26 protein-coding genes are annotated in these 26755 nt (G+C 72.1%); 15 read left to right on the top strand and 11 right to left on the bottom strand.

What is annotated here, in order from left to right; all coding sequences use genetic code 11:
* The first annotated feature begins 28 nt into the window (after positions 1-28).
* From HDA41_RS36425 to HDA41_RS36400, 6 genes are all read left to right on the top strand, one after another.
* Entirely contained in the window at positions 29-475 is a 447-nt protein-coding gene (locus HDA41_RS36425) for a type II toxin-antitoxin system PemK/MazF family toxin (protein WP_184991678.1), read from the top strand.
* Positions 476-851: 376 nt separating this feature from the next.
* Positions 852-2165, top strand: a complete 1314-nt coding sequence (egtA, locus tag HDA41_RS36420; protein WP_184991676.1) for an ergothioneine biosynthesis glutamate--cysteine ligase EgtA — start codon at positions 852-854, stop codon at positions 2163-2165.
* A complete protein-coding gene (gene egtB / locus HDA41_RS36415) occupies positions 2162-3499 on the top strand; it encodes an ergothioneine biosynthesis protein EgtB (protein ID WP_184991674.1) in 1338 nt (445 codons plus the stop codon). Before egtA ends, egtB begins: the two co-directional genes overlap by 4 nt.
* Positions 3499-4290, top strand: a complete 792-nt coding sequence (gene egtC, locus HDA41_RS36410) for an ergothioneine biosynthesis protein EgtC (protein WP_184991672.1) — start codon at positions 3499-3501, stop codon at positions 4288-4290. The genes egtB and egtC overlap by 1 nt, the downstream gene beginning before the upstream one ends.
* Positions 4287-5249, top strand: coding sequence for an L-histidine N(alpha)-methyltransferase (gene egtD / locus HDA41_RS36405; RefSeq protein WP_184991670.1), 963 nt, complete (start codon positions 4287-4289; stop codon positions 5247-5249). The genes egtC and egtD overlap by 4 nt, the downstream gene beginning before the upstream one ends.
* A gap of 117 nt (positions 5250-5366) precedes the next feature.
* Positions 5367-5582 carry a dodecin gene (locus HDA41_RS36400; RefSeq protein ID WP_059418351.1) on the top strand — a complete coding sequence of 72 codons (216 nt, stop codon included), beginning with the start codon at positions 5367-5369 and terminating at the stop codon, positions 5580-5582.
* A 33-nt stretch (positions 5583-5615) separates the two neighbouring features.
* Here HDA41_RS36400 and HDA41_RS36395 read toward each other — a convergent pair whose 3' ends face one another.
* Both HDA41_RS36395 and HDA41_RS36390 read right to left on the bottom strand, forming a co-directional pair.
* Positions 5616-5861 (bottom strand): hypothetical protein, encoded by a 246-nt coding sequence (locus HDA41_RS36395; protein WP_184991668.1) that lies wholly within the window; start codon positions 5859-5861, stop codon positions 5616-5618.
* 133 nt (positions 5862-5994) lie between these two features.
* Complete coding sequence (locus HDA41_RS36390; RefSeq protein ID WP_184991666.1) at positions 5995-6492, bottom strand: phosphatase domain-containing protein; 498 nt, start codon at positions 6490-6492, stop codon at positions 5995-5997.
* 485 nt (positions 6493-6977) lie between these two features.
* Here HDA41_RS36390 and HDA41_RS36385 point away from each other — a divergent pair, with 485 nt between their 5' ends.
* The 5 genes from HDA41_RS36385 to HDA41_RS36365 all read left to right on the top strand — a co-directional run bounded on the left by HDA41_RS36385 (position 6978) and on the right by HDA41_RS36365 (position 12103).
* The gene (locus tag HDA41_RS36385; RefSeq protein WP_184991664.1) at positions 6978-8186 is read left to right on the top strand and encodes a right-handed parallel beta-helix repeat-containing protein; all 1209 of its coding nucleotides are present in this window, start codon (positions 6978-6980) and stop codon (positions 8184-8186) included.
* A 428-nt stretch (positions 8187-8614) separates the two neighbouring features.
* Positions 8615-9061 carry a DUF485 domain-containing protein gene (locus HDA41_RS36380; protein WP_184991662.1) on the top strand — a complete coding sequence of 149 codons (447 nt, stop codon included), beginning with the start codon at positions 8615-8617 and terminating at the stop codon, positions 9059-9061.
* Positions 9055-10650 (top strand): sodium/solute symporter, encoded by a 1596-nt coding sequence (locus HDA41_RS36375; protein WP_184991660.1) that lies wholly within the window; start codon positions 9055-9057, stop codon positions 10648-10650. Before HDA41_RS36380 ends, HDA41_RS36375 begins: the two co-directional genes overlap by 7 nt.
* Positions 10651-10755: 105 nt before the next feature.
* Positions 10756-10926 carry a 50S ribosomal protein L32 gene (rpmF, locus tag HDA41_RS36370; RefSeq protein WP_095750490.1) on the top strand — a complete coding sequence of 57 codons (171 nt, stop codon included), beginning with the start codon at positions 10756-10758 and terminating at the stop codon, positions 10924-10926.
* Positions 10927-10930: 4 nt separating this feature from the next.
* On the top strand, positions 10931-12103 hold the full coding sequence (locus HDA41_RS36365) for a GTP-binding protein (RefSeq protein WP_184991658.1): 1173 nt from the start codon (positions 10931-10933) through the stop codon (positions 12101-12103).
* Here HDA41_RS36365 and HDA41_RS36360 read toward each other — a convergent pair.
* The gene (locus HDA41_RS36360; protein ID WP_184991656.1) at positions 12046-12777 is read right to left on the bottom strand and encodes a nucleotidyltransferase domain-containing protein; all 732 of its coding nucleotides are present in this window, start codon (positions 12775-12777) and stop codon (positions 12046-12048) included. The two genes, HDA41_RS36365 and HDA41_RS36360, sit on opposite strands and share 58 nt — an antisense overlap.
* 145 nt (positions 12778-12922) lie before the next feature.
* Between HDA41_RS36360 and HDA41_RS36355 the strand changes: the two genes are divergently transcribed.
* Positions 12923-13921, top strand: coding sequence for an LLM class flavin-dependent oxidoreductase (locus tag HDA41_RS36355; protein ID WP_184991654.1), 999 nt, complete (start codon positions 12923-12925; stop codon positions 13919-13921).
* 11 nt (positions 13922-13932) lie between these two features.
* Entirely contained in the window at positions 13933-16281 is a 2349-nt protein-coding gene (locus tag HDA41_RS36350) for an ATP-binding cassette domain-containing protein (protein ID WP_184991652.1), read from the top strand.
* Positions 16282-16779: 498 nt separating this feature from the next.
* Here HDA41_RS36350 and HDA41_RS36345 read toward each other — a convergent pair whose 3' ends face one another.
* The 5 genes from HDA41_RS36345 to HDA41_RS36325 all read right to left on the bottom strand — a co-directional run bounded on the left by HDA41_RS36345 (position 16780) and on the right by HDA41_RS36325 (position 21934).
* Entirely contained in the window at positions 16780-17592 is an 813-nt protein-coding gene (locus HDA41_RS36345) for a lysophospholipid acyltransferase family protein (RefSeq protein WP_184991650.1), read from the bottom strand.
* Positions 17592-18359, bottom strand: coding sequence for a GNAT family N-acetyltransferase (locus HDA41_RS36340; RefSeq protein ID WP_184991648.1), 768 nt, complete (start codon positions 18357-18359; stop codon positions 17592-17594). Before HDA41_RS36340 ends, HDA41_RS36345 begins: the two co-directional genes overlap by 1 nt.
* A 208-nt stretch (positions 18360-18567) precedes the next feature.
* Entirely contained in the window at positions 18568-19317 is a 750-nt protein-coding gene (locus HDA41_RS36335; RefSeq protein ID WP_020272496.1) for a succinate dehydrogenase/fumarate reductase iron-sulfur subunit, read from the bottom strand.
* Positions 19314-21263 (bottom strand): fumarate reductase/succinate dehydrogenase flavoprotein subunit, encoded by a 1950-nt coding sequence (locus HDA41_RS36330; RefSeq protein WP_184991645.1) that lies wholly within the window; start codon positions 21261-21263, stop codon positions 19314-19316. The genes HDA41_RS36335 and HDA41_RS36330 overlap by 4 nt, the downstream gene beginning before the upstream one ends.
* Positions 21264-21265: 2 nt before the next feature.
* Positions 21266-21934: a succinate dehydrogenase gene (locus HDA41_RS36325; protein ID WP_184994035.1), complete on the bottom strand. Its 669-nt coding sequence runs from the start codon at positions 21932-21934 to the stop codon at positions 21266-21268.
* A 119-nt stretch (positions 21935-22053) separates the two neighbouring features.
* On the opposite strand from HDA41_RS36325, the gene HDA41_RS36320 reads away from it, so the two are divergent.
* A complete protein-coding gene (locus tag HDA41_RS36320) occupies positions 22054-22938 on the top strand; it encodes a LysR family transcriptional regulator (RefSeq protein ID WP_184991643.1) in 885 nt (294 codons plus the stop codon).
* 19 nt (positions 22939-22957) lie between these two features.
* On the opposite strand, the gene HDA41_RS36315 is transcribed toward HDA41_RS36320, so the two are convergent.
* Entirely contained in the window at positions 22958-23200 is a 243-nt protein-coding gene (locus HDA41_RS36315) for a hypothetical protein (protein ID WP_311772178.1), read from the bottom strand.
* 59 nt (positions 23201-23259) lie between these two features.
* Between HDA41_RS36315 and HDA41_RS36310 the strand changes: the two genes are divergently transcribed.
* Entirely contained in the window at positions 23260-23652 is a 393-nt protein-coding gene (locus tag HDA41_RS36310; RefSeq protein WP_184991641.1) for a TetR/AcrR family transcriptional regulator C-terminal domain-containing protein, read from the top strand.
* Positions 23653-23683: 31 nt separating this feature from the next.
* On the opposite strand, the gene HDA41_RS36305 is transcribed toward HDA41_RS36310, so the two are convergent.
* On the bottom strand, positions 23684-25828 hold the full coding sequence (locus tag HDA41_RS36305) for a putative bifunctional diguanylate cyclase/phosphodiesterase (RefSeq protein WP_184991639.1): 2145 nt from the start codon (positions 25826-25828) through the stop codon (positions 23684-23686).
* Positions 25825-26637: an SAM-dependent methyltransferase gene (locus HDA41_RS36300; protein ID WP_184991637.1), complete on the bottom strand. Its 813-nt coding sequence runs from the start codon at positions 26635-26637 to the stop codon at positions 25825-25827. The genes HDA41_RS36305 and HDA41_RS36300 overlap by 4 nt, the downstream gene beginning before the upstream one ends.
* Positions 26638-26755 lie beyond the last annotated feature (118 nt).

Here is a 26755-nt window from a genome sequence, read left to right as displayed (position 1 = left end):
TCGTGGGGACAGCCTCTAGGGTGCCCCCGTGACCCCGTTTACCGATGAGAACATCCCGGGCCGCTCCGGCCCCTCCGCCACCGTCCAGGCCGATCCGCGCGAGGTGGGCCGGGTGCGCACCGAGTACTCGCCCGCGCACGACGGGGACCCCGACCCCGGCGAGATCGTCTGGACGTGGGTGCCCTTCGAGGAGAACGACGGGCGCGGCAAGGACCGCCCGGTACTCGTGGTCGCCCGCGAGCCGGCGGGGACCTTCCTCGCCGTGCAGCTGTCCAGCAAACGGCACGACGGCCATCGGGAGTGGGTGCCGATCGGCAGCGGTCCGTGGGACCGGTCGGGCCGCGAGTCGTGGGTCGACGTGGACCGGGTCCTGCGCCTGCACGAGGACGGCATGCGCCGGGAGGCCTGCGCCCTGGACCGTATGCGGTTCAACCTCGTGAGGCACCGGCTGCGGGAGCGCTACGGCTGGAGCTGAAGGCCTTCGGCACAGCGCCTCCCCTTGACCTTGAGCACCGTTGAGGTCCGAAGCACCGTCGAGGTCCGTAGATGCGCGCGCTCACGGCGCCACCCCCGTGTGCGCCGTGACCGCGCGACGCGCGAGCCGGTGTTGTCTTGCTCACGCAGGCATCGTGGGCGATGCCGACCGTGCGGTGCAACGGGGTTTTCGCCACGGGAGAACACCGGGGAAAGCGCCGGAAAACGCCCGGCCGGTCCGGATGACCGCCCCGGAACGCCCCGGTACGCCCCCTTGTGCCGAGCGACGCGAGTGACTTGGGTGGACGGGTGATCCCGGTTCGGGCCGCCGAAGAGCCCGGACCGGTGGCATGGTGGAATCTCAGGAGGATCCCTACATGTCCGATGCGTCTACCGCCCCGGCGGGTGGCTGTACCGAGCCACACACCGCCCTGTCCGAAGCCGACGTCGAGGCCCTGGTCCGCGGCATCTGCTTCAAGACCGGCCCGCCGCGCCGCCTCGGTGTCGAGGTGGAATGGCTCGTCCACGAGCTGCGCGCACCGCAGCTCCCCGTCACACCCGAACGACTCGACGCGGCCTACGCCGCACTGCGGCCCCTGTCCCTGAGGTCGGCGCTCACCGTGGAGCCCGGCGGCCAGCTGGAGCTGAGCTCGCCCCCCGCCGCCTCGCTGACGGAAGTCATCGCCACCGTATCCGCCGACCTCGCCGCCGTCCGCGCGGTCCTGCGCGACAACGGCCTCACGCTGGTCGGCCTCGGCCACGATCCCTGGCACGAACCCCGCCGGTTCCTGCGCGAACCGCGCTACGACGCCATGGAGACCTGCCTCGACCGCACCGGCCCCTCCGGCCGCGCCATGATGTGCGCCTCGGCCTCCGTGCAGGTGTGCGTGGACGCCGGCCACGAGGAGCCGGGGCCCCTCGGCCATGTGCGGCGCTGGTGGCTGGCCCATCATCTGGGCCCGGTCCTGGTGGGCGCGTTCGCCAGCTCCCCGCTCGCCGGCCACCGGCCGACCGGCTGGCTGTCCACCCGGCAGCTGCTGTGGACCCGGATCGGCGCCGACCGGGCGGGCGGACCGCCGCTGGACGCCGATCCGCGCGGCGCCTGGTCCCGGCACGTGCTGGACTCGCCCGTGATGTGCGTACGGCGCGACGGCGGGCCCTGGGACGTCCCGGAGGGCCTCACCTTCCGGGAGTGGATCCGCACGGGCGTCCCCCGGCCGCCCACGCGGGAGGATCTGGACTACCACGTCACGACGCTGTTCCCGCCGGTCAGGCCGCGCGGCCACCTCGAACTGCGCATGATCGACGCGCAGCCCGGCGACGACGGCTGGATCGTGCCGCTGGCCGTGGTGGCGGCGCTGTTCGACGACCCGGAGACCGCCGAGACCGCCTACCGGGCCGTGAAGCCGCTGACCGAGCGGACGCTGGGGCTGCCCGCGCCGCACAACCCGCTGTGGCTCGACGCGGCCCGCAGCGGGCTGGCCGACGCCGAGCTGCGCGAGGTGGCCGTCACGTGCTTCACGGCCGCACTGGACGCCCTGCCCCGGCTCGGCGCCGCGCCCGAGGTGACGGACGCCGTCGCGGACTACCTGGACCGCTACGTCGTCCGGGGACGCTGCCCCGCCGACGACCTGCTCGACCGACAGCGCGCCACGGACGGTCGCGCCCACGGGAAGGACCCGCGCCCATGACCGACACCAGCCCCGCCGTCGACGCCGATACCGCCGACCCGGAGGTTCTCCGCGAGCGCGCGGTCGCCTCGCTGGTCGTCGCCCGCGACCGCACCACCCTGCTGACGAGCTGTGTCGAGGACCCCGACCTGACCGCGCAGCACTCGCCACTGATGTCGCCGCTGGTGTGGGACCTGGCGCACATCGGCAACCAGGAGGAGCAGTGGCTGCTGCGGGCCGTCGCCGGGCACGAGGCGATACGGCCCGAGATCGACGGCCTCTACGACGCGTTCGAGCACCCGCGGGCCGAGCGGCCGAAGCTGCCCCTGCTGTCGCCCGCCGAGGCACGCGCCTACGCGGCCGACGTGCGGGGACGCGCGCTGGACGTGCTGGAGAAGGCCGCGTTCCACGGGACGCGGCTGACGGAGGCCGGGTTCGCCTTCGGGATGATCGCGCAGCACGAACAGCAGCACGACGAGACGATGCTGATCACCCATCAGCTCCGCCGGGGCCCGCAGGCGCTGACCGCGCCCGACCCCGAGCCGGCGCCGCTGTTCACCGGCCCGTCCGACGTCCTCGTCCCCGGCGGCCCCTTCCTGATGGGAACCTCCGACGAGCCGTGGGCCCTGGACAACGAACGGCCCGCGCACCGGCGTGAGGTGGCGCCCTTCCGGATCGACACCACGCCGGTGACGAACGGCGCATACCAGGCGTTCATCGAGGACGGCGGCTACGACGACCCGCGCTGGTGGACGGCGGACGGCTGGGCCCACATCCGCCGCAACTCCATCTCGGCCCCGCTGTTCTGGCGACGGGACGGCAAGCAGTGGCTGCGGCGGCGCTTCGGCGTCACCGAGGTGGTCCCGCCGGACGAGCCGGTACTGCACGTGTGCTGGTACGAGGCCGACGCCTACGCCCGCTGGGCGGGACGCCGGCTGCCCACGGAGGCCGAGTGGGAGAAGGCGGCCCGGTACGACCCGGCCGGTGACCGCTCCATGCGCTACCCGTGGGGCGACGCCGACCCGGGGCCCGAGCACGCCAACCTCGGCCAGCGGCATCTGCGACCGGCGCCGGCCGGGAGCTACCCGGCCGGTGAGTCGCCGCTCGGCGTACGGCAGTTGATCGGCGACGTGTGGGAGTGGACGGCGAGCGACTTCCTGCCGTATCCGGGCTTCAGGGCGTTCCCGTACAAGGAGTACTCGGAGGTCTTCTTCGGGTCCGACCACAAGGTGCTGCGCGGTGGTTCGTTCGCCGTGGACGCGGTGGCCTGCCGGGGCACGTTCCGCAACTGGGACTACCCGATCCGGCGGCAGATCTTCTCCGGGTTCCGCACGGCCTGTTCGGAGGACGTCTGATGTGCCGTCATGTGGCGTACGTGGGACCGGCCGAGCCGCTCGGCGGGCTCCTCGTGGAGCCCCCGCACGGCCTGTACCGGCAGTCCTGGGCGCCCCGGCGGCAGCGGTACGGGACGGTCAACGCCGACGGATTCGGCGTCGGCTGGTACGCCGAGGGTGATCCGGTGCCGGCCCGCTACCGCCGGGCCGGGCCGATCTGGGCGGACCTGTCGTTCGCCGATCTCGCCCGGGTCGTACGGTCCACCGCACTGCTCGCCGCGGTGCGGGACGCGACGTTGTCGGGCGCGGACGCGGAGGCCGCGGCGGCGCCGTTCGCCGCGGGGACCTGGCTGTTCAGTCACAACGGGGCGGTGAAGGGCTGGCCCGGCTCGCTGGCGCCGGTGTCCCGCAGCCTGCCGCCGGAGGACCTGCTGTCTCTGGAGGCCCGCAACGACTCGGCGCTCGTCTGGGCCCTGGTCCTGGCCCGGCTGCGAAGCGGCGACGAGCAGGGCCAGGCACTGGCCGAAACGGTCCTGGAGGTCGCCGCGGCTGCCCCCGGTTCCCGGCTCAACCTGCTGCTCACCGACGGCGACACCATCACCGCGACCGCCTGGGGCGACACCCTCTGGTATCTCACCCGGCCCGGCGGCGGCACCGTCGTGGCCTCCGAGCCCTACGACGACGATCCGCACTGGCAGGAGGTGCCCGACCGCACCCTGCTCGCGGCGAGCCGCACGGACGTGCTGCTCACGCCGCTGAAGGAGCCGACCGACGCCTTCGTGCCCGCACTCCCCGAGGAGCCCCGTACGTGAGCCCGTTCCACCTCACCCGCACGCTGCCCGAGGACGCCACGGACGCCGCGCTGCGCGCCGACGTCCACCGGGGTCTGACCGGCCGTCCCAAGACGCTGCCGCCGAAGTGGTTCTACGACGCGCACGGCAGCGACCTGTTCGAGAAGATCACCGAACTGCCCGAGTACTACCCGACGCGCGCCGAGCGGGAGATCCTCCTCGCGCTCTCCGGCGACATCGCCGCGGCGACCCGGGCCCGCACTCTGGTCGAGCTCGGCTCCGGCTCCTCGGAGAAGACGCGGCATCTGCTCGACGCGCTGACGGACCTGCACACCTACGTCCCCGTCGACGTCAGCGAGAGCGCCCTCACCCAGGCCGGGCAGGCGCTCGCCGCCGAGCGGCCGGGGCTCGACGTGCACGCGCTGATCGCCGACTTCACCGCGGAACTGACACTGCCCGGCACGCCCGGGCCCCGGCTGGTGGCGTTCCTCGGCGGCACGATCGGCAACCTGCTGCCCGCCGAGCGCGCCGCGTTCCTGGCGTCCGTGCGTGCCCTGCTCACCCCGGGCGATGCCCTGCTGCTGGGCACGGACCTGGTCAAGGACGAGGGGGTGCTGGTGCGGGCGTACGACGACGCGGCCGGGGTGACGGCCGCGTTCAACAAGAACGTGCTCACCGTGATCAACCGCGAGCTCGGCGCCGACTTCGAGCCCGCCGCGTACGACCATGTGGCGCGGTGGGACGCCGAGCACGAGTGGATCGAGATGCGGCTGCGCTCCCGTACGGCGCAGACCGTGAAGGTGCCGGCGCTCGACCTCGCCGTCGACTTCGCGGCGGGCGAGGAGCTGCGCACCGAGGTGTCGGCGAAGTTCCGGCAGGAGGGTGTGCGCACCGAGCTGTTCGCGGCGGGGCTGGACCTGGCCCACTGGTGGACGGACGCGGCGGGCCGGTTCGCGCTGTCGCTGAGCGTGGTGCGCTGACAACACCCCTGAGCCCCTGAACGGCGGCGAGCGGGAGGCGACGTCTCGCGCTTCGCCGCCGCTTGGGGCACGGTGGAGTGACGTGTGACATGCCCGTCACTGAAGAGGAGCAGCGGAATGTCGAACCACACCTACCGGGTCACGGAGATCGTCGGCACCTCCCCCGACGGCGTCGACCAGGCCATCCGCAACGGCATCGGCCGGGCATCGGCGACCCTGCGCAACCTGGACTGGTTCGAGGTGACTCAGGTGCGCGGACAGCTCGAGAACGGGCAGATCGCGCACTGGCAGGTGGGGCTGAAGGTGGGCTTCCGGCTGGAGGAGTCCGAGTAGTCCGAGTAGTCCGGCGTCCTCCGAACGGCCTACTCAGTCCGGCAGCGGCGCCGAGGTGGAACGGCCCGGCTGCTTGCCCTGCGGCGGGTAGTCGCAGTCGATGCTGCTCACCTCCCGGTCGCCGTCCTCCGAGTCGACGATCGCCACGCCCGTGAAGGCCCGGCCGTGTTCGTCGGTCCAGGTGACGATCTCGCTCCGGTCGGGCTTCGCACAGCCGGTGAGCAGCACGGTGCCGACGAGCGCCGCTGCCGCGAGCGTGCCGTTACGGCTTCCCTTCATGGCATCCCCCGTATTTCGCTGTCCGGGCACGAGCGCCCCGGTGCGTCCTGGTTTGCGGCGTCCAGGTTGCTGACGTCCTGGTTCCCGGCAAGGAGATACCCGGCGGAGGTGAACACTCCGCCAACTCGTGCTCTCAGGTGCGGCCTTCCCGCTCCTGCGCCACCTTCAGCTCGGCGGACCTGGCCGCCCAGTCGGCCCGTACGACGGTGAAGCCCGCGCGCCGGGCGTCCTCGCAGACCAGTTCGTCGTCGTCCACGAGGACACGGACCTCGCGCGTACGGGCGAGCCGGCGCAGGATCTCCAGCTTGGTCATCCGGGCGGGCCGGCGATCGGCGTCACGCCGCATGTACACGCGCCCCTCGGGCAGCTCCTGCGCGGCGAGCCAGTCGAGCGTGTCGCGCCGGCAGCGCTCGGGCCGCCCGGTGAGGTAGACGATCTCGCACTCCCGCGCGCTGTCCTTGACCAGCGCGATGCCCTCCGGGAGCGGCGGATCCTGCGGCGCCGCCGAGAAGAAGCCGTCCCAGTCGCGCGGCCTGCGCTCCAGGAACCGCTGCCGGTGCGCGGTGTCGGCGAGGGTGTTGTCCAGGTCGAACACGGCCAGCGGGGCCTTGCTGCTGCGATCGTCACTCACGCTGCCCACCCTAGGGCCGTCCGGCGGTGCGCGTCGTCCGCCCCGGGCAAACCCGGCCGCACGAGCGCCGACGGCGCGCGGTGGCGAGCCACAGCGCGGATCCCGGTCCTCGGGAACGCGGGGCGTGCCCTGGCCCGGCCGGTGACGCGAGCGGCCAGCCCGTTGCGCGGGTCCCGATCCGCGGCAACGCGGGGCCACGCCCGGAACCGATCCGTCGCCCCGCCCCATGACCGGGCCCCGGTCCGGGGAAACGGGGCCGTGCCCATGGTCAGCCCGTCACCCGACCGACGCCCCCCTGCCCAACTCCCACGTACGCAAGAACGCGGGGCCGTGCCCAGGTCGGCCCGGCAGCCTTGGCGCGGTCTGCGCGCCCGCCCACCCCGGTCCCCGCCCGCGTCCCCTGCCCCGGCAACCTTCAGCCCCCGGGCGGCCACTGCCCTGCGACACCCACACAGGTACAGGCACGGACACAAGCAGGAGGCCGTATGCGCAACGCAGCGATCTGGTCGGTGGCGATGACGGGGGCCGCAATGGTCATGGCGCTGGCCGGGCCGGTGGGGCCGGCGGCCGCCGCGGGCGTGACGCTGGTCGTGGCGCCGAACGGGGACGACTCCGGCCCCGGCACGCTCGCCCGGCCGCTGAAGACCATCCAGCGGGCGGTGGACCTGGCGCGGCCCGGTGACACCATCAGCGTGCGCGGCGGGACGTACGCCCTCACGGACAACGTCACGATCACCAGCTCGGGGACCGCGTCCCAGCCCATCACCCTCGCGCCCCACCAGGGCGAACGTGTGGTCCTCGACGGGGACAAACTGCCCGCCAGCCACACGCCGGTCGGCGGCAGCATCCCGCGTGCCGAGCGCGGGGCGATCCACATGGAGGCGTCGCACTGGCGGATCTCGGGTCTGGAGATCGTCAACGGCCCGTACGGGGTGTACTGCGACGGCTGCGACGGCAATGTCTTCGCGCGCCTGAGCACGCACGACAACTACGAGTCCGGCTTCCAGCTCCAGGGCGCCTCCAGCGGCAACCAGATCCTGAACCTGGACAGTTACCGCAACCGAGACCCCCGCAAGAACGGCGAGAGCGCCGACGGCCTGGCCATCAAGGAGGGCAGCGGTTCGGGCAACGTGGTGCGCGGTGCCCGGCTGTGGAACAACGTCGACGACGGCTTCGACGCCTGGGAGTTCGCCTCCCCGGTCACGATCGAGAACACGGTGGCGTACGGCAACGGCTTCAACCGCTGGAACTTCCCCGACTTCGCGGGCGACGGAAACGGCTTCAAGCTCGGCGGGGGCAGCCCGGCCCCGGCGGTGCCCCACACGGTCCGGGGCAGCGTCTCGTTCCAGAACGCCAAGCACGGCTTCACCGACAACGGCAACCCCGGCTCCCTCGCCCTGAGCCGCAACTCCACGTACGGCAACGCCGGTACGGGCTTCGACGCCGACGTCCCGGGCGGAACCGCCAGGCTCACCGGCAACCTCTCCGTCACGGACCAGCGCCCGGCGGCCGTCGGCTCCGGGACCGTCGCCAGCGGCAACTCCTGGAACATCGGCGGCACTTGGGACGCCGCCTCGGTACAGAGCACCGACGCGGCTCCGCTCACGGGCCCCCGGGCGGCGGACGGTTCACTGCCGAAGGCGCCGGCGTTCCTCGTCCCCCGGTCCGGCACCGCGGTCGGCGCCCGCTTCTGACCAGGCCGGCCGGGTTGTCCGACGACGCGGCGCGTGGTGGGACGGCCCGGCCGGAGAAATGGTCCGTACCAGGCGCGGGCCTACCCTTTCCGCATGCCGTCGCCGTATCCCCCACCCGACGCGGCGTGAACGCGCCACGCACAGCGGTCAATCGACCCCTCACAGTTGATGGCTCAAGCGTCGCACTGACATACTCCGCATTCAGCCTCGCCACCACCCGTGGCCGGGGCTGGTCGGGGATCTCCACACAGAACCCCGAGGCCGTCCGCGTGAATCCGAACAGCGATTTTCTCGGTTTCACGAGACCCCCACAGAGCCCGCACCCCCGCAGTGCGTCCGGCATTCCTCCACCCTGCTCGAAAGCCGGACGGGACCACTGACTCGAAGGGGTCGAGTGCGGGGCACGAAGCAGCGAAGAAGGTGCGCCTGTGCCCGAATTTCCACCGCGGCGGGATGACACTCCCACATTCCCGCTTCCGCACATCGATCACGCTCCGCCGTCTCGTATATCCGACCATCCCGAATTCCACTCTCTGCGTCGCGCGCAGCGCCGCTTCGGCACCCGGGCGACGATCCTGTCCGTCGGCGGATTCCTGCTGTATGTGCTGTTGTCGAGTTTTGTACCCGCGGTAATGAACCAGCCGCTTTTCGGTCACCTCACGATCGGGCTCACCCTCGGCCTCGGGCAGTTCGTGATCATGGGTGTGACCGCGTGGTGCTATGTCCGGCACATGCGCAACCGGGTCGATCCGCTCGCCCGCGGCCTGAGATCGCGTCAGTACGAGAACGAGAACCGCCGCGCCCGCGCGGCGGCGCCGCCCCAGGGGGCCGGGCAGCCCCTCCAGCACGGCACCAGGGGGTTCCGCACGTGGTGACGATCGCCGCCATCGACGACAGCAGCCTCCAGCTGACGTTCGTACTGTTCCTGACCGTGGTCGTGATCACCCTGTTCACGGCCCTGCTGACGGCGCCCCAGCGCGACGAGATCAGCGAGTTCTACCTCGGCAACCGCACCATGTCGCCGTTGCGCAACGGCCTCGCCATGTGCGGCGACTACCTGTCCGCCGCCACCCTGCTGGGCAGCACCGGACTGGTCGCCCTGACCGGGTACGACGGACTGATGTACCTCGGCGGCACCACCGTCGCCTGGATGATGGTGCTGCTGCTCATCGCCGAACCCCTGCAGCGCACGGGCAGGTTCACCCTGGGCGACACGGTGGCGCTGCGCCTGCCCCGGCAGCAGCGGCCGGTGCGGGTGGCGCTGGCGGTCTGCATCCTGGCCATCACGACCCTCTACCTGGTGGCCCAACTCGTGGGCAGTGTCGCCCTGTTGACGCAGTTCACCGGCGCGCCGAGCGCCACCACCCGCACCCTGTGCGTGGCCGTGATCGGCACCTTCGTGATCCTGTACGCCTCCCTGGGAGGCATGCCCGGAGCGACGGTCATCCAGATCATCAAGGCCGTGATGCTGATCGTGGGCGTGCTGTTCACCGCGGGTTGGGTGCTGCACCGCTTCGACTGGAATCCCAACGCGCTGCTCGCCAGGGCGGCCGACCGCAGCGGAACCGGTCTGGACTTCCTCGAACCCGGGCTGCGCTACGGCGGCACCGTCAGCAACAAGCTGGACTTCCTCAGCCTCGAACTGGCCATCGTCCTCGGTCTCGCCGCCCTTCCGCACGTGCTGATGCGGCTGCTCGCCCCGCGCAGCAGCAGCGTTCTGCGCCGCTCCGTCGTGTGGGCGATCGGCCTGGTCGGCGCGGTCTGCTTCGGGGCCGGCATCCTCGGCCTGGGCGCCACCGCGCTCCTCGGCCGGGACGCCATCGAGAGCACGGACCGCACCGGCAACGCCTCCGTCCTGCTGCTCGCGCACGAGCTGGGCGGCAGCGTCCTCACCGCCCTGCTGACCTGCCTTGCGTATCTGACCCTGCTCGCCGTCGCGGTGGGTCTCACGCTGGCCGCTGCCTCGTCCCTCGCGCACGACCTGTACGGCGAGGTGATCCGCAAGGGCCGGGCGAGCGAGACGGAGGAGCTGACCGTCGCCCGGCTGTCCGGGGCGGTCATCGGCATCCTCGGCATCCTGCTGGCCCTGGTCGCGTGGGGGGCGAACACCGCGACGCTCGCGTTCCTGGCCTTCGCCATCGCGGCGTCCGCGATCCTGCCGACGATCATCTACACCCTCTTCTGGCGGCGCTTCACGGCGAAGGGAGCACTGCTCAGCCTCTACGGCGGTCTGCTCAGCTCCGTCCTGCTCGCCGTGTTCTCCCCCGTCGTCTCCTCCGCCCCGGCCTCGTTCTACCCCGAGGCCGACTTCGCCTGGTTCCCGCTCCAGAACCCCGGCATCGTCTCCATCCCCCTGGGCTTCCTGCTGGGCTGGCTCGGCACGGTGCTGGACAAGGGCCCGGCCGAGGACAGCACCGCACACGAGGAGTTCGAGGTACGGATGCTCGTGGGCGCCGACGACTGACGCGCCGAGGCGGGACATCGGTGCCCGGGCGCCGGGAACGCGAATTGTTAATGGGATCCATTTTCATGTAGCGTTCTCGGTGCCTGCCCACCGAGGAGGAGTCCCATGGCTGTCCCGAAGCGGAAGATGTCCCGCAGCAACACCCGTCACCGCCGCGCCCAGTGGAAGGCCGCCACGCCGACGCTGGTCCCGGTCACGATCGACGGCGTCCGTCACCTCGTACCGCAGAACCTGGTCAAGGCCTACGAGCGCGGCCTGCTGCGCCCCGAGGGCTGACACCGTGTCGTACGAACGGCTGCCCGTCACCGTGCTCTCCGGATTCCTCGGGGCGGGCAAGACCACCCTGCTCAACCATGTCCTGGCCAATCGCGAGGGCCTCCGCGTCGCCGTCATCGTCAACGACATGAGCGAGGTCAACATCGACGCGGCCCTGGTGCGCGGCGGCGAGGCCGCCCTGTCGCGGACCGAGGAACGCCTGGTCGAGTTGACCAACGGCTGCATCTGCTGCACCCTGCGCGACGACCTCCTGGAGGAGGTCGACCGCCTGGCCCGCGAGGGCCGGTTCGACCATCTCCTCATCGAGTCGTCCGGGATCTCCGAACCGATGCCCGTCGCGGCCACCTTCGCCTTCGCCCGTGACGACGGAGCCACCCTCGACGACGTGGCCCTGCTGGACACCATGGTCACGGTCGTGGACGCGGCCAACTTCCTCGCCGAACTGGACAGCGGCGACGACCTCGCCGAGCGGGGTCTCGCCCCGTACGAGGACGACGAGCGCACGGTCAGCGATCTGCTCGTCGACCAGGTCGAGTTCGCCGACGTCCTGGTCCTCAACAAGCTCGACCTGGTGGACGAGGAGTCGGCGGCCCGGCTGCGGGCGGCCCTGACCCGGCTGAACCCGGTCGCCCGGCTGGTCACGGCGACGCACGGCCGGGTGGACCTCCGCCAGGTGCTCGGCACCCGTCTGTTCGACCTGGAACGCGCCCAGCAGGCGCCGGGCTGGGTCCGGGAACTCAACGGCGACCACGTCCCCGAGACCGAGGAGTACGGCATCTCCTCCACCGTCTTCCGGTCCGGACTCCCCTTCCACCCCGGGCGGTTGTGGACGTTCGTCACGGAGGAACTGGACGCCGGGACGTACGGGCGGATCCTGCGCTCCAAGGGCTTCTTCACCCTGGCGAGCCGCCCGCGGGTGACGGGCCTGTGGTCACAGGCCGGCTCCGTCGCCCGCTTCGAGCCCTCCGCGGCCCGGGACGGGGACACCTCCTTCGCGCAGGAGCTGGTGTTCATCGGCACGGGGCTGGACGCCCCGGCTCTGCACGCCGCCCTGACCGACTGCCTGATGGCACCCGGCGAGCCCGTGCCGGTGGACGACCCGTTCCCCGCCTGGGACACCTACGGCATCGACGAGGCCTGCGAGCACGAGCACGACGTGACGGCATCCGCGGTGTAGAAGAGGCCGCGGACCCGGCGCAGCCACGCTTCGACGGCCGCCTCGCCGGGCCGCTCGGGCAGCACGGTGGGCGTCTCGTCGAAGGCGGCCTCGTAGTGCCTGAGCAGGGGCAGCGCGGCCGCCGGGTCGGCGGCGACGCGCTCGCCGAAGGCGTGGTACTCCTCGGGGTCCTCGACGCGGATCTCCAGTCGGCCGGTGGTGTACAGCACCAGGCCCTGGTGGCACAGCCGCTTCAGGTGCCGGGCGTGCTTCGCGGTGCGCCCCCGGGTGTCCGCCGAGAACGAGCCGTCGCCGCGGTTCTCGAGCCGGCGGAACTGCTGGGTGGCGTAGCCGAGATAGGCGTCCCGGACGCGCTTCGCGCACAGGAACGACGTACGTATGCCGATCAGTTCGTCGCCCAGCGGGGTACGCACCTCGTACAGCTCGTCCGGGAGCCACACCAGTTCCATGGCGGTCGGATTGCCGCCGAGGGCGAGTCGGCACCACTTGGCGGCCTCGTGCAGGGTGCGGTCCGGTGCCGTGGTGACGTGGGACTCCTTCGGAGCGTGGAGCCCGTGCAGTGCCTCGGTGGGCGCGGCGAACATGCCGAGGCGGTCGATGTCCGAGCCCTGACGGGCGAGGCCGTACGCGGTCGAGCCGACGATGCCGGACAGCAGGATGTTCGCGACGGCCATGGCCGGTCCCCTCTTTTGGTGCGCTGTACCCGGCGGTGCCGGGCCGTGCCGCCCCATTGTCCTGACGTGCGGGGACGCGGTCACCGGGTTTTCGGCGAGGCAGCGCCGGCGGGAATGCCACGATCCGTCACGCGTTGAACCCGGTGTGAGTTCCTCGATCGCCACCACCCGCTTCTCCGTCCTCGACCGGTCCCGCACCCGCGAGGGACACACGCATCCCGAGGCGCTGCGCGACACCGTGCGGCTGGCCGGGGAGCTGGAGGGGCTCGGGTACCACCGGCTGTGGGTCTCGGAGCATCACGGCGTTCCCGGGGTCGCCGGTTCCGCGCCGACCGTGCTGGCGGCCGCCGTCGCCGCCGCCACACACACGATCCGGGTCGGCACCGGCGGGGTGATGCTGCCCAACCACCGGCCGCTGGTCGTGGCCGAGCAGTTCGGGGTGCTGGAGTCGCTGTTCCCCGGGCGGATCGACATGGGCCTGGGACGTTCCGTCGGCTTCACGGACGGGGTGCGCAAGGCCCTGGGCCGTGACAAGGAGGATGCCGAGGACTTCGAGGCCCAGCTGCGTGAGCTGCTCGGCTGGTTCCAAGGCACCTCCCCGACCGGAGTGCGCGCCCGTCCCGCAGAGGGACTGACCGTGCCGCCGTTCGTCCTGGCCCTGGGCGAGGGCGCCGGCATCGCGGCCCGCGCGGGGCTGCCCATGGTCATCGGCGACTTCAGGAACCGGGAGAAGATGCGGCGCGGCATCGACCACTACCGCGAGCACTTCCGCCCCTCGCCCTGGGCGAGCGAGCCGTACGTGGTCGTCTCGGGCACGGTCGCGGTGGCCGGGACCCCCGAGGAGGCACGGCGGCTGCTCGTCCCGGAGGCCTGGGCGATGGCGTACTCCCGCACGCACGGCACCTTCCCGCCCCTGCCGCCCGCCGAGCGCGTCGAGACGCTCACCATGACCGGCAGGGAACGCGGCTTCTACGAGTCCGGCCTCACCGGCCACATCGCCGGCACCGAGGAGCAGGTCGCGCACGAGCTGGAGACGGTGCTCAAAGAGACGGGGGCGCAGGAGGTCCTGGTCACCACCAGCACGTTCGACCGCGAGGCGCTGCTGGACTCCTACCGGCGGCTGGCCGCGATCACCTCCGGTTAGAGTCGTTGCCCATGCACGACCCTCACGGCCCCCACGACCCGTACGTCCGTGTCCGCGGTGCCCGCGAGCACAACCTCAAGGGCGTGGACGTCGACATTCCCCGGGACGTGCTGACCGTGTTCACCGGCGTGTCCGGCTCGGGCAAGTCGTCGCTGGCGTTCGGCACGATCTACGCGGAGGCGCAGCGGCGCTACTTCGAGTCGGTGGCGCCGTACGCGCGCCGGCTGATCCACCAGGTGGGGGCGCCGAAGGTCGGGGAGATCAGCGGTCTGCCGCCGGCCGTCTCGCTCCAGCAGCGCCGGGCGGCTCCCACCTCGCGCTCCTCGGTCGGCACCGTCACCAACCTCTCGAACTCGCTGCGCATGCTGTTCTCCCGGGCCGGCACCTACCCGCCCGGCGCCGGGCGTCTCGACTCCGACGCCTTCTCGCCCAACACGGCGGCCGGGGCCTGCCCGGAGTGCCACGGGCTCGGCCGGGTCCACCGTACGAGCGAGGAGTTGCTGGTCCCCGATCCGTCGCTGTCGATCCGCGAGGGGGCGATCGCCGCGTGGCCGGGCGCCTGGCAGGGCAAGAACCTGCGGGACGTCCTCGACGCCCTCGGGTACGACGTGGACCGGCCGTGGCGGGAGCTGCCCGCCGACGAGCGCGAGTGGATCCTGTTCACCGACGAGCAGCCGGTGGTCACCGTGCACCCGGTGCGGGAGGCGGACCGGATCCAACGGCCGTACCAGGGCACGTACATGAGCGCCCGGCGGTATGTGATGAAGACCTTCTCGGATTCCAAGAGCCCGACCCTGCGGGCGAAGGCCGAGCGGTTCCTCACCAGCGCCCCCTGCCCGGCGTGCGGTGGCAGCCGGCTGCGGCCGGAGGCGCTGGCGGTGACGTTCGGCGGCCGGACCATCGCCGAGCTGGCGGCACTGCCGCTGGTGGAGCTGGCCGACGGTCTGGACGGAACGTCGGAGACCGCCCGGGTCCTCACCGACGACCTCACGTCCCGTATCGCGCCGATCGTCGAACTCGGCCTCGGCTACCTCAGCCTCGACCGGCCCGCCCCCACCCTCTCCGCGGGCGAGCTGCAACGCCTGCGCCTCGCCACCCAGCTGCGCTCCGGTCTGTTCGGTGTCGTCTACGTCCTCGACGAGCCGTCGGCGGGGCTGCACCCGGCGGACACCGAGGCGCTGCTCGTCGTGCTGGAGCGGCTGAAGGCGGCCGGGAACTCGGTGTTCGTGGTGGAGCACCACCTCGATGTCATACGCGGGGCCGACTGGCTGGTCGACGTGGGTCCGCACGCGGGCGAGCACGGCGGGCGGGTGCTGCACAGCGGCCCGGTCGCCGGGCTGGCGGCCGTCGGGGAGTCGGCGACGGCACGCTACCTGTTCGGCGACTCCCCCACCCCGGCGCGCGAGGTGCGCGAACCGAGCGGGTGGCTGAAGACCGGCCCGGTCACCCGGCACAACCTGCGCGGTGTGGCCGCCGAGTTCCCGCTCGGCGTGTTCACCGCGGTCACCGGAGTGTCCGGCTCCGGCAAGTCCACGCTCATCGGGGAGATCACGCAGGACACGGCCGGGGTGGGCCGGCTGGTCTCGGTCGACCAGAAGCCGATCGGACGCACTCCGCGTTCGAACCTCGCGACGTACACCGGCCTCTTCGACGTCGTGCGCAAGGTGTTCGCGGCCACCGACGGGGCGCGCGAACGGGGCTTCGGCGTCGGCCGGTTCTCCTTCAACGTGGCGGGAGGGCGCTGCGAGACGTGCCAGGGCGAGGGGTTCGTCAGTGTGGAGCTGCTCTTCCTGCCGAGCACCTACGCGCCCTGCCCGGACTGCGGCGGAGACCGGTACAACCCTCAGACGCTGGAGGTGACGTACCGGGGGCGGAACATCGCGCAGGTGCTGGACCTGACGGTGGAGAGTGCGGCGGAGTTCTTCGCGGACACCCCGGCCGTCGCCCGCAGCCTCGGCACGCTGCTCGACGTGGGTCTGGGTTACCTCCGCCTCGGCCAGCCCGCGACCGAGTTGTCCGGCGGCGAGGCCCAGCGCATCAAACTGGCGAGCGAGCTCCAGCGCGGGCGGCGCGGTCACACGCTCTACCTCCTCGACGAGCCCACGACCGGCCTCCACCCGGCCGACGTGGACGTCCTGATGCGCCAGTTGCACGGCCTCGTCGACGCCGGGCACACCGTGATCGTCGTCGAGCACGACATGTCCGTCGTCGCGGGCGCGGACTGGGTCATCGACCTCGGCCCGGGCGGCGGCGACGCGGGCGGCCGGATCGTGGCAGCGGGGCCGCCGGCGGAGGTGGCGCGGTCCGAGCGGAGCAGGACGGCGCCGTATCTCGCCCGCACGCTGTCCGGGGGTGGCTGAGACCGGTCGAGGAACGACTGGTCACCCACCTGCCGCCAGGCGGGAACGCGTCCCGCCCCCCGTGTACCTCCCGGCACGGCCGGTCCCCGCGCGGCGTCGGAAGGGCAACGTCCTCAGCGCCCTGCGCGCCCGCGCCACTGCCCCGTACGGCCAGCACCCGCACGGCGGTCGAAGGGCAACGTCCTCGGCGCACCGCCTTCGCCCGCGCCGCCGCCCGAGAAACGGGGCCGCCACCGCGGTCGGTCGCGGCGAGCGCCAGGCGGCCCGGCCACCGGCCCGCGCAGGGCCGGACATGGCACCACCGCCAGGCCGGTGCCTGCCCTGTGCCATCTGCGCCGTGTGCGCCCGAGCCACCCGCCGCAGCCGGTCGCGCCGAGAGCCAAGGTGATCCGCCCCGGCACCACCGCCAGACCGTTACGCGCCCCAAGGTGATCCGCCCCGGCCACTGGCGCCACCGGGCCGGACCGGGCATGGCGCACCACCGGACCGGTACACCCCCTACGCCACCAGCACCGTGTGCGTCCACGCCGGCGCCGCCATCTCCTGTGGCTGGGCGGAGTGGGCCAAAGAGCGGCGGTCGGGATGAGTGCCCGGGGGGATGGGGGCGCGGACCTCGACCTCGGCGACCAGGTCGCGGGCCGTCGCGACCCGCCACAGGGAGGCGAGCAGGGTGTCGTCGCCGACGAACGCGGGGGCGGTGGTGGCGGTTCCGTCGGTGAGCCGGTAGCGGATGCGGACCGGCTGGACCGGCACCCCGGCGTCGAGGGCGGCCTGGAAGACGGCCCGGCGGAAGGTGCCCTGAGCCCGGCCGCACCAGGTGCTGCCCTCGGGGAAGGCCGCGACGGCGGCGCCCTCGCGCAGGGCCCGGGCGATACGGGCGACGGTGTCCGGGAGGGCCCGCAGCCGGTCCCGGTCGATGAACAGGGCGGCGCGGGCGGCCACCGGCCCGGCGACGGGCCACCGCCGTACCTCGGTCTTGGCCAGCATCCGGGCGGGGCGTACGGCGGCGAGCAGCGGTATGTCCAGCCAGGAGATGTGGTTGGCGACCAGCAGCAGTCCGCCGGTGGGGACGGCGGCGCCGGTGACGCGGACCCGGACCCCTGCGGCTCGCACGATCCACCGGCACCACCGCCGGACCATGGGCGCCGGTATGCGTGCGCCGAGCGGCGACAGCGCGATCCCCGCGAGCAGCAGCAGGAGGACCCCGGTGAGCCGCAGCACGGCACGCGGCACGGCCCGCGCCGTCACCCCCGCCGACGCCTCGACACAGGCCTGCGGCGTGCAGGGCGCGGTGGGCAGCCAGGCACTCATCAGGCGGGGACGAGGGACAGGAAGTGCCGCAGGTAGCGCGGGTTGACCCGGCTCATCGGCAGCAGCACGTACAGGTCGGCGACGCCGAAGTCCGGGTCGTGGGCCGGTTCGCCGCACACCCAGGCGCCGAGGCGCAGGTAGCCGCGCAGCAGGGCGGGCAGTTCGACGCGGGCGGCGGGTGCGGGGCCCGGGACCCACGGCAGCAGCGGACGGACGCGGTACTCCTGCGGCGACAGGTGCTTGGCGCTCACCCGGTCCCAGGTGGCGGAGGCCAGTGCGCCGCCGTCGCCGAGCGGGACGGAGCAGCAGCCGGCGAGCCACTCGTGGCCCCGGTCGGCCATGTACCGGGCGATACCGGCCCAGATGAGGCTGATGACCGCGCCGTCGCGGTGGTCGGGGTGCACGCAGGAGCGGCCCACCTCGACGAGCTCCGGCCGGATCCCGGCGAGGGAGCTCAGGTCGAACTCGCTCTCGGAGTACAGCCGTCCGGCGACCGTCGCGCGCTCCGGCGGCAGCAGCCGGTAGGTGCCGACGACCTGGCCGGTCGTCTCCTCGCGGACGAGCAGGTGGTCGCAGTACGCGTCGAACGGGTCGACGTCCAGCCCGGGCTGCGAGCCGGTCAGCAGGGCGCCCAGCTCCCCGGCGAAGACGTCGTGCCGCAGCCGCTGCGCGGCACGCACGTCCTCCTCGGTCCGGGCGAGGGCGACGGTGTAGCGGGTGGGGGCCGTGGGCTGCGCGGGGCGGTCGACGGTCAGTACGCCGGTCATGGCTCTCTCCTGGTCACGGGCCGGGGGCGGCGAGCGGTGCCGCCGTCACTGTTGTGCCCATGCCGCCTGACCTTCGCGTGACCAGTGCCGGGAGCGCGGATGCCGGGATGTTGAATGCCTGGAACCCGGAAAGGCGAGACGGGGCCGGTGAGCACCGACCGGCCCCGCCCGTCCGCACCAGACGGCGAACGCTTCTACCTGCCCGGACCTACCGCTTGCTCACCTTCCGCGTGGCCCGCAGCCACTCCTTGTTCATGCCGGTGATGGACATGAGCGGGATGCCCTTGGGGCAGGCCGTGGCGCACTCTCCCGTGAGGGTGCATCCGCCGAAGCCCTCCTCGTCCATCTGCGCCACCATGTCCAGCACCCGCGTCTCGCGCTCGGGCGCGCCCTGCGGCAGCACGTTCAGGTGGTTGACCTTGGCGGACGTGAACAGCATCGCCGCGCCGTTCGGGCACGCGGCGACACAGGCACCGCACCCGATGCACTCGGCGTGTTCGAAGGCGAAGTCGGCGTCCGGCTTCGGCACCGGCGTGGCATGTGCCTCGGGCGCCGCGCCGGTCGGCGCGGTGATGTACCCGCCGGCCTGGATGATCCGGTCGAACGCCGAACGGTCGACGACCAGGTCCTTGATCACCGGGAACGCGGACGCCCTCCACGGCTCGATGTCGATCGTGTCGCCGTCCTTGAAGGACCTCATGTGGAGCTGGCAGGTGGTCGTCCGCTCGGGCCCGTGCGCGTCGCCGTTGATGACGAGCGAGCACGCGCCGCAGATGCCCTCGCGGCAGTCGTGGTCGAAGGCGACCGGGTCCTCGCCCTTGAGGATGAGCTCCTCGTTGAGGGTGTCGAGCATCTCCAGGAAGGACATGTCGGAGGAGATGCCGTCCACCTCGTACGTGGACATGGCGCCTTCGGCGTCGGCGTTCTTCTGCCGCCAGACGCGCAGGGTGAGCTTCATGCGTAGCTCCGCTGGGTGGGGTGGACGTACTCGAAGACCAGGTCTTCCTTGTGCAGGATCGGAGCCTCGCCGGTGCCGTTGAACTCCCAGGCGGCCGCGTACGAGAACTCGTCGTCCTTCCGCTCGGCCTCGCCGTCGGGTGTCTGGGACTCCTCGCGGAAGTGGCCGCCGCAGGACTCGCCGCGGTGCAGCGCGTCGAGGCACATGAGCTCGGCCAGCTCCAGGTAGTCGACGACGCGGTTGGCCTTCTCCAGCGACTGGTTGAACTCCTCGCCGGTGCCGGGCACCTTGATCCGCCGCCAGAACTCCTCCCGGATCTGCGGGATGCGCTCCAGCGCCTTGCGCAGCCCCGAGTCGGTGCGGGCCATGCCGCAGAACTCCCACATGAGCTCTCCGACCTCGCGGTGGAAGGAGTCGGGCGTGCGGTCGCCGTCGACGGACAGCAGCAGGTTGAGCCGGTCCTCGGTCTCGGCCAGCACCTCCTGGACGACCGGGTGGCCGGCGTCGACCCGGTCCCCCAGCGGGTTGCGGGCGAGGTAGTCGTTGATGGTCGCCGGGAGCACGAAGTAGCCGTCGGCCAGTCCCTGCATCAGCGCGGAGGCGCCGAGCCGGTTGGCCCCGTGGTCGGAGAAGTTGGCCTCGCCGATCGCGAACAGGCCGGGGACGGTGGTCTGGAGGTCGTAGTCGACCCACAGGCCGCCCATCGTGTAGTGCACGGCGGGGTAGATCCGCATGGGGACCCGGTACGGATCCTCGTCGGTGATCCGCTGGTACATGTCGAAGAGGTTGCCGTACTTGGCCTCGACGGCCCCCCGGCCCATGCGCTCGATGGCGTCGGCGAAGTCGAGGTAGACGCCCTGCCCGCCCGGACCGACGCCCCTGCCCTCGTCGCAGACGTTCTTCGCGGCCCGGGAGGCGATGTCACGCGGCACCAGGTTGCCGAAGGACGGGTAGATGCGCTCCAGGTAGTAGTCGCGCTCGTCCTCGGGGATCTCGTTCGGCGGGCGGTCGTCGCCCTTGGCCTTCGGCACCCAGATACGGCCGTCGTTGCGCAGCGACTCGCTCATCAGCGTCAGCTTGGACTGGTGCTCGCCGGTACGCGGGATGCAGGTGGGGTGGATCTGGGTGAAGCAGGGGTTGGCGAACCAGGCGCCGCGCCGGTGCGCCCGCCAGATGGCGGTGGCGTTGGAGTTCATGGCGTTCGTCGACAGGTAGAAGACGTTGCCGTAGCCGCCGCTGGCGAGGACGACGGCGTCCGCGAAGTACGTGTCGATCCTGCCGGTGACGAGGTCCCGGGCCACGATCCCGCGTGCCCGCCCGTCGACGACGATCAGGTCGAGCATCTCCGTACGCGGGTGCATCTCGATGTTCCCCGCGGCGATCTGCCGGCTGAGTGCCTGGTAGGCGCCGAGCAGCAGTTGCTGCCCCGTCTGGCCGCGGGCGTAGAAGGTCCGCGACACCTGGACGCCGCCGAAGGAGCGGGTGTCCAGCAGGCCGCCGTACTCGCGGGCGAACGGCACGCCCTGCGCCACGCACTGGTCGATGATCTCGACGGAGATCTGCGCGAGCCGGTGGACGTTGGACTCGCGGGCGCGGAAGTCGCCGCCCTTGACGGTGTCGTAGAACAGCCGGTGGATGGAGTCGCCGTCGTTGCGGTAGTTCTTCGCGGCGTTGATGCCGCCCTGCGCGGCGATGGAGTGGGCGCGGCGCGGGGAGTCCTGGTAGCAGAACTGGACGACGTGGTAGCCCTGTTCGGCGAGGGTGGCCCCGGCGGAGCCGCCGGCCAAGCCGGTGCCGACGACGATGACGGTGTGCTTGCGCCGGTTGGCGGGGTTGACCAGCTTGGCCTCGAAGCGGCGCTTGTCCCAGCGTTCGTTGACGGGCCCGGACGGGGCCTTGGTGTCGACGACCGGCTCACCGGTCGCGTAGTCGGCGTAGGAAGTCATCTTCAGCTCACCACTCCGGTCATGACGCCCACGGGTACGGCGATGAAACCGGCCGTGAGCAGCAGCGCGAGGACGTTTGCGACGGCCTTCAGGGCCCGGTCTCGGGTGCGGCTGCCGGCGCCGAGGGTCTGGGCGGCGCTCCAGAAGCCGTGCCGGACGTGCAGGCCGAGCGCGAGCATCGCGACGGTGTAGATGACGTTGCCGTACCAGGTGGAGAAGGTGTCCACGACGTTCTGGTACGGGTGGCCGGGCTGGAAGCCGGGGTGCACGGTGCCGGTCGTGATGTCCAGGATGTGCCAGACGATGAACAGCCCGAGGATGATCCCGCCCCACCGCATGGTCCGCGTCGCGTAGCTCGCCCGCGGCCTCTTGTGCACGTACTTGCTGGGCCGTGCCCGGATGTCGCGGCGGCTGAGCTGGTACGCGGACACGGCGTGGGCGACCACGGCGGCCACCAGCACGATCCGGACCAGCCACAGCGTCCACTCGTAGTGCATGAACGGCTCGCCGACGGTGCGCAGCCAGTGCCCGTACGCGTTGAACTCGCCGGCCCCGAAGAAGATCTTCAGGTTCCCGATCATGTGGACGACCAGGTACAGCAGCATGATCAGCCCGCTGACCGCCATCACGGTCTTCTTGCCGAGGGTGGAGTCCCACACGGTGCGTGCCAGGGACGGCCGTCGTTCCGTCCGCGTTGCCAGAGCCATGGAACAGCACGCTACGGACGCGCGCCCGATCGGTCCAAGACATGGTGCGGCTTGATTCCATAGGCCAGGACTATCGTACGAGTATGCAGTTCCACCAGCTCCAGTACTTCGTGGCCGTCGCCGAGACCCGGCACTTCACCCGGGCCGCCGACCTCGTCCATGTCGCGCAGCCGTCGCTGTCACAGCAGATCAAGGCGCTGGAGCGGGAGCTGGGCGCGGACCTGTTCCTGCGGGCACGCGGCAACATCACGCTCACGGACGCCGGGGAGGCCCTCCTCCCCCTGGCCCGGCGCATCCTGGCCGACGCGGACACGGCCCGGCACGAGGTGCTGGAGCTGGTGCAGCTGCGGCGGGGGCGGGTACGGCTCGGTGCCACGCCCAGCCTGTGCACGGGCCTGCTGCCGGACGTGCTGCGCGCCTTCCACGACCGCTACCCGGGCGTCCGGCTGCTGATCGAGGAGGGCGGTTCGCACGACCTGGTGCGGGAGCTGGCACGCGGCGCCCTGGATCTCGCCCTGGTGGTGCTGCCCCTGCCGACGCCGTCCCCGGCGCTGACCACGGTGGAGCTGCTGCGCGAGGACCTGGTCGTGGTCTCCTCCCCCGACGCGCCCAGACCCGGCCGGGGCCGGCGCACGGTACGCGTCGCCGACCTGGAGGGCGAGCGCCTTGTGATGTTCCGGCACGGCTACGACCTGCGCGAACTGACCGTGGCGGCGTGCCGCGCGGAGGGGTTCGAGCCGGACTTCGCGGTGGAGGGCGGGGAGATGGACGCGGTGCTGGGTTTTGTGCGGGCCGGGTTGGGGGTTGCCGTCGTGCCGCGGATGGTGGCGGCGAGGTCGGGCCGTGGTCTGCGGGTGACCCCGCTGGCCAGACCCGGCCTCCACCGCACGATCGCCCTGGCACACCGCAGCGATGTGGCTCCGCCGCGGGCGGCCCGGGAGCTGCACCGGATGCTGCTGGAGCGGTGAGGCGCCCGCGGGTCTCGGCCTACGGCTGCGGCTGCGGCTGCCGCGCCGGAGGGCGGCCGACGGTCGGCCCGTGGGAGGAGGCCAGGCGCAGGAGCTCGTCGACCGGCCACTGGTCGTAGACGTGCTCGCCGTACTTGGCGGCGAGGACCCGGCCCTCGGGGCCGATGAGGAAGTCGGCGGGCAGGCCGAGCCTGCCGCCGGGCTGGCTGGTCGCGGGGAGCCGTTCGCGGCCGCGGAGGACTTCCCACCCACCGCACAGCACCGCCCTGGCGACCGGCCCCCAGGCGCGCGGGCTGAGCCGGACTCCACCGGCCGCGCGAGATGTCCTGGCAGGAGCGCATCGAGGTGCTGGTGCGTCGGCTGCGCGACGCCGTGGCCGCCCATCCTGAGATCGTGCCCCTGACCGTCACCCACCGGCACCGGTCCCTTGCCGGGCTGCGCTGGTCGGAGTCCGTGCTCGGCGTGCTCACGGAGGCGGGATTCGACGGCGACCAGCGGGTGGTCGCGCTGCGGGGCCTGCTCGGGTACGTCATCGGCGCCATCCAGCTGGAGCACCTCGGACCCCTGGCCGGCGAGGGCACGGTCGCCATCACCGAGCTGCCGCCCGACGCCTTTCCGCACATGACCGAGACCGCCCGCAACGCCCGGAAGGTCAGTGCCGACCGGGAGTTCCTGGGCGGTCTCGCGCTGCTGCTGCGCGGGCTGGGCACCTGACCCGGCACCTCGCAGCGGCCCACCGGTGGCGTCAGCCCGCCGCGTCCACCAGCGCCAGTTCGTGCAGCCGCTCCGGGGGGCCCGGGCGGGCGTAGTACCAGCCTTGCGCCGTATCGCACCCCAGGATCCGCAGCTGCTCGGCCTGCGCACCCGTCTCGACGCCCTCGACCGTCACCGCGAGGTTCAGGCTGTGGGCCAGTGAGACGATCCCCTCGACGATCTTGAGGTCGACGGGGTCGGCCGGGAACTGCTGCATGCTCTGGGTGAAGGAGCGGTCCAGCTTGAGGATGCTGACCGGCAGCCGGCGCAGGTTGGCGAGGTTGGAGTAGCCCGTGCCGAAGTCGTCGAGGGCGATGTCGACACCCATCTCCGCCAGCCGGCGCAACGGCTTCAGCAGATCGTCGTCCGCGCCGATCAGCGCCGACTCCGTGACCTCCAGGCAGAGGGCGTCCGGCGCGATGCCCGTGCGTTCCAGGATGTCGACGGTGTCCTGGACCAGGCCGGGGTGGGTCAGCTGACAGGGCGAGAGGTTGACGTTGATCCGCAGCGGACCCACGGCCTCCGCTCCACCGTGCAGTTCGCGCCACTCGCGGGCCTGACGTACCGACTGCTCCAGGACCCACCGGCCCAGCGGCACGATCAGCCCCGTGTGTTCGGCGAGCGGGATGAACCGGTCCGGGCCGAGCACCCCGTGCTGCGGGTGCAGCCAGCGCACCAGGGCCTCCGCCCCGCGCACACTGCCGTCGCCGAGATGGACCAGCGGCTGGTACTCGATGAAGAACTCGCCCCGCTCCAGGGCCGTCGGCAGCGCCGTGGTCAGCCCGTGCCGGGTGATGGCGCGGGCGTCCGCCTCCGGGTCGGCCAGCTCGAAGCGGTTGCCACCCGCCGACTTGGCCCGGTACATGGTGATGTCGGCGCTGCGCAGCACCTCCGCCGGGCTGCGCTCCCCGGCCGGGCCCTCGACGATGCCGATGCTGCCGCGCACGGTCAGCTCCCGGCCGTCGACGCTGATCGGCGCGAGCAGCGCGTTCATGATGCGCGTGGCGAGCTCGTCGACCTCGCGCTGGGTGTCGGGGCCCGTGGTCAGGGCCACGAACTCGTCGCCGCCGAGCCGCGCGACCATCTCACCGGGCGCGGTGGCACAGGACTGGAGCCGGTCGGCGACCTCCACCAGCAGCCGGTCGCCGGCCGCGTGGCCGAGGCTGTCGTTGATGGTCTTGAAACCGTCCAGATCCAGGTAGCACAGGCCGAACCGCTGGCCCTTCCCGGCGCCCAGTGCCTTCTCCAGGCGCTCGAAGAAGAAGGTGCGGTTCGGCAGCCCGGTCAGCGCGTCGTGCGTGGCCTCGTACCGCAGCCTCAGATTGAGCAGCCGCCGCTCGGTGGTGTCCTCCATGAGCGCGAGCTGATACTGCGGGCTGCCGTCGGCGTCGCGCAGCAGGGAGACCGTCAGGTTGGTCCACAGGACCGTTCCGTCAGGGCGGTAGAACGCCTTCTCCAGGTGGTAGTGCTCACGCTCGCCGCGCACGAGTTCGTCGTAGAGCCGCCAGGTCTGCGGCGCGTCGTCGGGGTGGGTCCACTCCCTCACGTTGCGGCCGCGCATCGTCTGGTCGGAGACCCCGAACATGCGCAGCAGCGCGCCGTTGACCTGGAGGATGCTGCCGTCGAGGTCGGCCATGCCGATGCCTATGGCCGCGCCCTCGAAGACCGCGCGGAAGCGGGCCTCGGTCGCGTGCAGGGCCTGCGCCACCACGCCCTGCGCCTGGAGGGCGGCCTGGGCGATGGCCTCCTGCTCGGCCAAAGTCCGTTCGCGCAGCGCCTGCGCGAAGCCGGCGGCCATCGCGTGCTGGATGCGTGCGGACCGCGCCCGCAGGCCCTCCGGGTCGCCCTCGCCGCCGCAGTACAGGACGAGGTAGGCGTCCACGCAGTCCAGCGTGCGGCTGAGCGCCTCGGGGTCGGTGCAGTGCGCGTCCACGAGGGCGGCGCCCACCGCCCTGCCCTCGTCGGCGTCGAAGGCCCGGGCCCGCAGCGCTTCGCTCAACCGCCGGGCCAGCGGCAGCAGTTGCTCCTCGAACTCGGGCCGGGTCGACGACGTCGAGGTCACCGGGAAGACGGCCCGGCTCCAGATCGTCGCGAACCGGCGGAGTCTGTCCTCCGGCCCGTCCGGTTCCGCGATCACGCCGTACGCCCCACGCCCGCGAAACCGGAGAACGCATACGGATCCTCGTCCTCCGGTGCGGTGTCGGGCCGCCAGCGCGGCATCGCCACCAGTCCGGGTTCCACCATGTCGTACCCCTCGAAGAACCGCGCGATCTCCTCGCGCGAGCGCATGATCAGCGGGTTGCGGATGTCCTGGTACACGTTCACCGCACCCCCGGCCCGCTCCGGCGGCAGCGGGATCCCCTCGTACGAGGCGTGGGTGAGCACGAGCAGGCTGCCGGGCGCGAGCGCCTCACCCAGCTCGGCCACCGCCCCGTACGGGTCGTCCTCGTCTTCCACGAAGTGCAGTATGGCAACGAGGAGCAGGGCCACTGGCCGATTCAGGTCGATCAGCCGCTCCACCTCGGGGCTGCGCAGGATCTCCTGGGGCTTACGGAGGTCCGCGGCCACGACGTCCGCGTCGTCGTGGCCCTCAAGGACCGCCTGGCTGTGCGCCACGGCCACCGGGTCGTGGTCGACGTACACCACGCGTGCGCCGGGCCGGGCGGCCTGGGCCACCTCGTGCACGTTGCCGAAGGTGGGGATGCCGGAGCCGATGTCCAGGAACTGGCTGACGCCCTGCTCGGCCGCGTAGCGCACGGCGCGGCGCATGAACGCCCGGTTCGCCTGCATGATCTTGGGGAGTCCCGGCATGAACTCCATGGCCCTGCGGGCCGCTTCCCGGTCGACCTCGAAGTTGTGCGATCCGCCCAGGTAGTAGTCGTACATCCGGGAGACGCTGGGCACCGAGATGTCGATGCTCCGTGGGGCCCAGGCGGGACGCTCCATCTATCTCTCCAAGGCGTAGGCGATCCGGTGTTCGAGCAGAGGCTACTGATCGCCCGCCAATGGAGCGACCCGAAACGGAAATTGACCATCCGTTACCGGTCACTGCCTGCGGCACGTG

It is taken from the genome of Streptomyces caelestis, assembly GCF_014205255.1.
GTDB classification, from domain to species: domain Bacteria; phylum Actinomycetota; class Actinomycetes; order Streptomycetales; family Streptomycetaceae; genus Streptomyces; species Streptomyces caelestis.
Note: the sequence above shows the minus strand (reverse complement) of the source record. Positions and strands in the feature narration are given on the sequence as shown.

Excerpts from the sequence above, each read along its gene's own strand:
- HDA41_RS36335 (WP_020272496.1), bottom strand. The coding sequence starts at position 19,317 with ATGAAGCTCACCCTGCGCGTCTGGCGGCAGAAGAACGCCGACGCCGAA.
- HDA41_RS36400 (WP_059418351.1), top strand. The coding sequence starts at position 5,367 with ATGTCGAACCACACCTACCGGGTCACGGAGATCGTCGGCACCTCCCCC.
- HDA41_RS36330 (WP_184991645.1), bottom strand. The coding sequence starts at position 21,263 with ATGACTTCCTACGCCGACTACGCGACCGGTGAGCCGGTCGTCGACACC.
- HDA41_RS36340 (WP_184991648.1), bottom strand. The coding sequence starts at position 18,359 with ATGACCGGCGTACTGACCGTCGACCGCCCCGCGCAGCCCACGGCCCCC.
- HDA41_RS36360 (WP_184991656.1), bottom strand. The coding sequence starts at position 12,777 with ATGGCCGTCGCGAACATCCTGCTGTCCGGCATCGTCGGCTCGACCGCG.
- rpmF (WP_095750490.1), top strand. The coding sequence starts at position 10,756 with ATGGCTGTCCCGAAGCGGAAGATGTCCCGCAGCAACACCCGTCACCGC.
- HDA41_RS36345 (WP_184991650.1), bottom strand. The coding sequence starts at position 17,592 with ATGAGTGCCTGGCTGCCCACCGCGCCCTGCACGCCGCAGGCCTGTGTC.
- HDA41_RS36320 (WP_184991643.1), top strand. The coding sequence starts at position 22,054 with ATGCAGTTCCACCAGCTCCAGTACTTCGTGGCCGTCGCCGAGACCCGG.
- egtB (WP_184991674.1), top strand. The coding sequence starts at position 2,162 with ATGACCGACACCAGCCCCGCCGTCGACGCCGATACCGCCGACCCGGAG.
- HDA41_RS36385 (WP_184991664.1), top strand. The coding sequence starts at position 6,978 with ATGCGCAACGCAGCGATCTGGTCGGTGGCGATGACGGGGGCCGCAATG.
- egtC (WP_184991672.1), top strand. The coding sequence starts at position 3,499 with ATGTGCCGTCATGTGGCGTACGTGGGACCGGCCGAGCCGCTCGGCGGG.
- HDA41_RS36300 (WP_184991637.1), bottom strand. The coding sequence starts at position 26,637 with ATGGAGCGTCCCGCCTGGGCCCCACGGAGCATCGACATCTCGGTGCCC.
- HDA41_RS36350 (WP_184991652.1), top strand. The coding sequence starts at position 13,933 with ATGCACGACCCTCACGGCCCCCACGACCCGTACGTCCGTGTCCGCGGT.
- HDA41_RS36395 (WP_184991668.1), bottom strand. The coding sequence starts at position 5,861 with ATGAAGGGAAGCCGTAACGGCACGCTCGCGGCAGCGGCGCTCGTCGGC.
- HDA41_RS36310 (WP_184991641.1), top strand. The coding sequence starts at position 23,260 with ATGTCCTGGCAGGAGCGCATCGAGGTGCTGGTGCGTCGGCTGCGCGAC.
- egtA (WP_184991676.1), top strand. The coding sequence starts at position 852 with ATGTCCGATGCGTCTACCGCCCCGGCGGGTGGCTGTACCGAGCCACAC.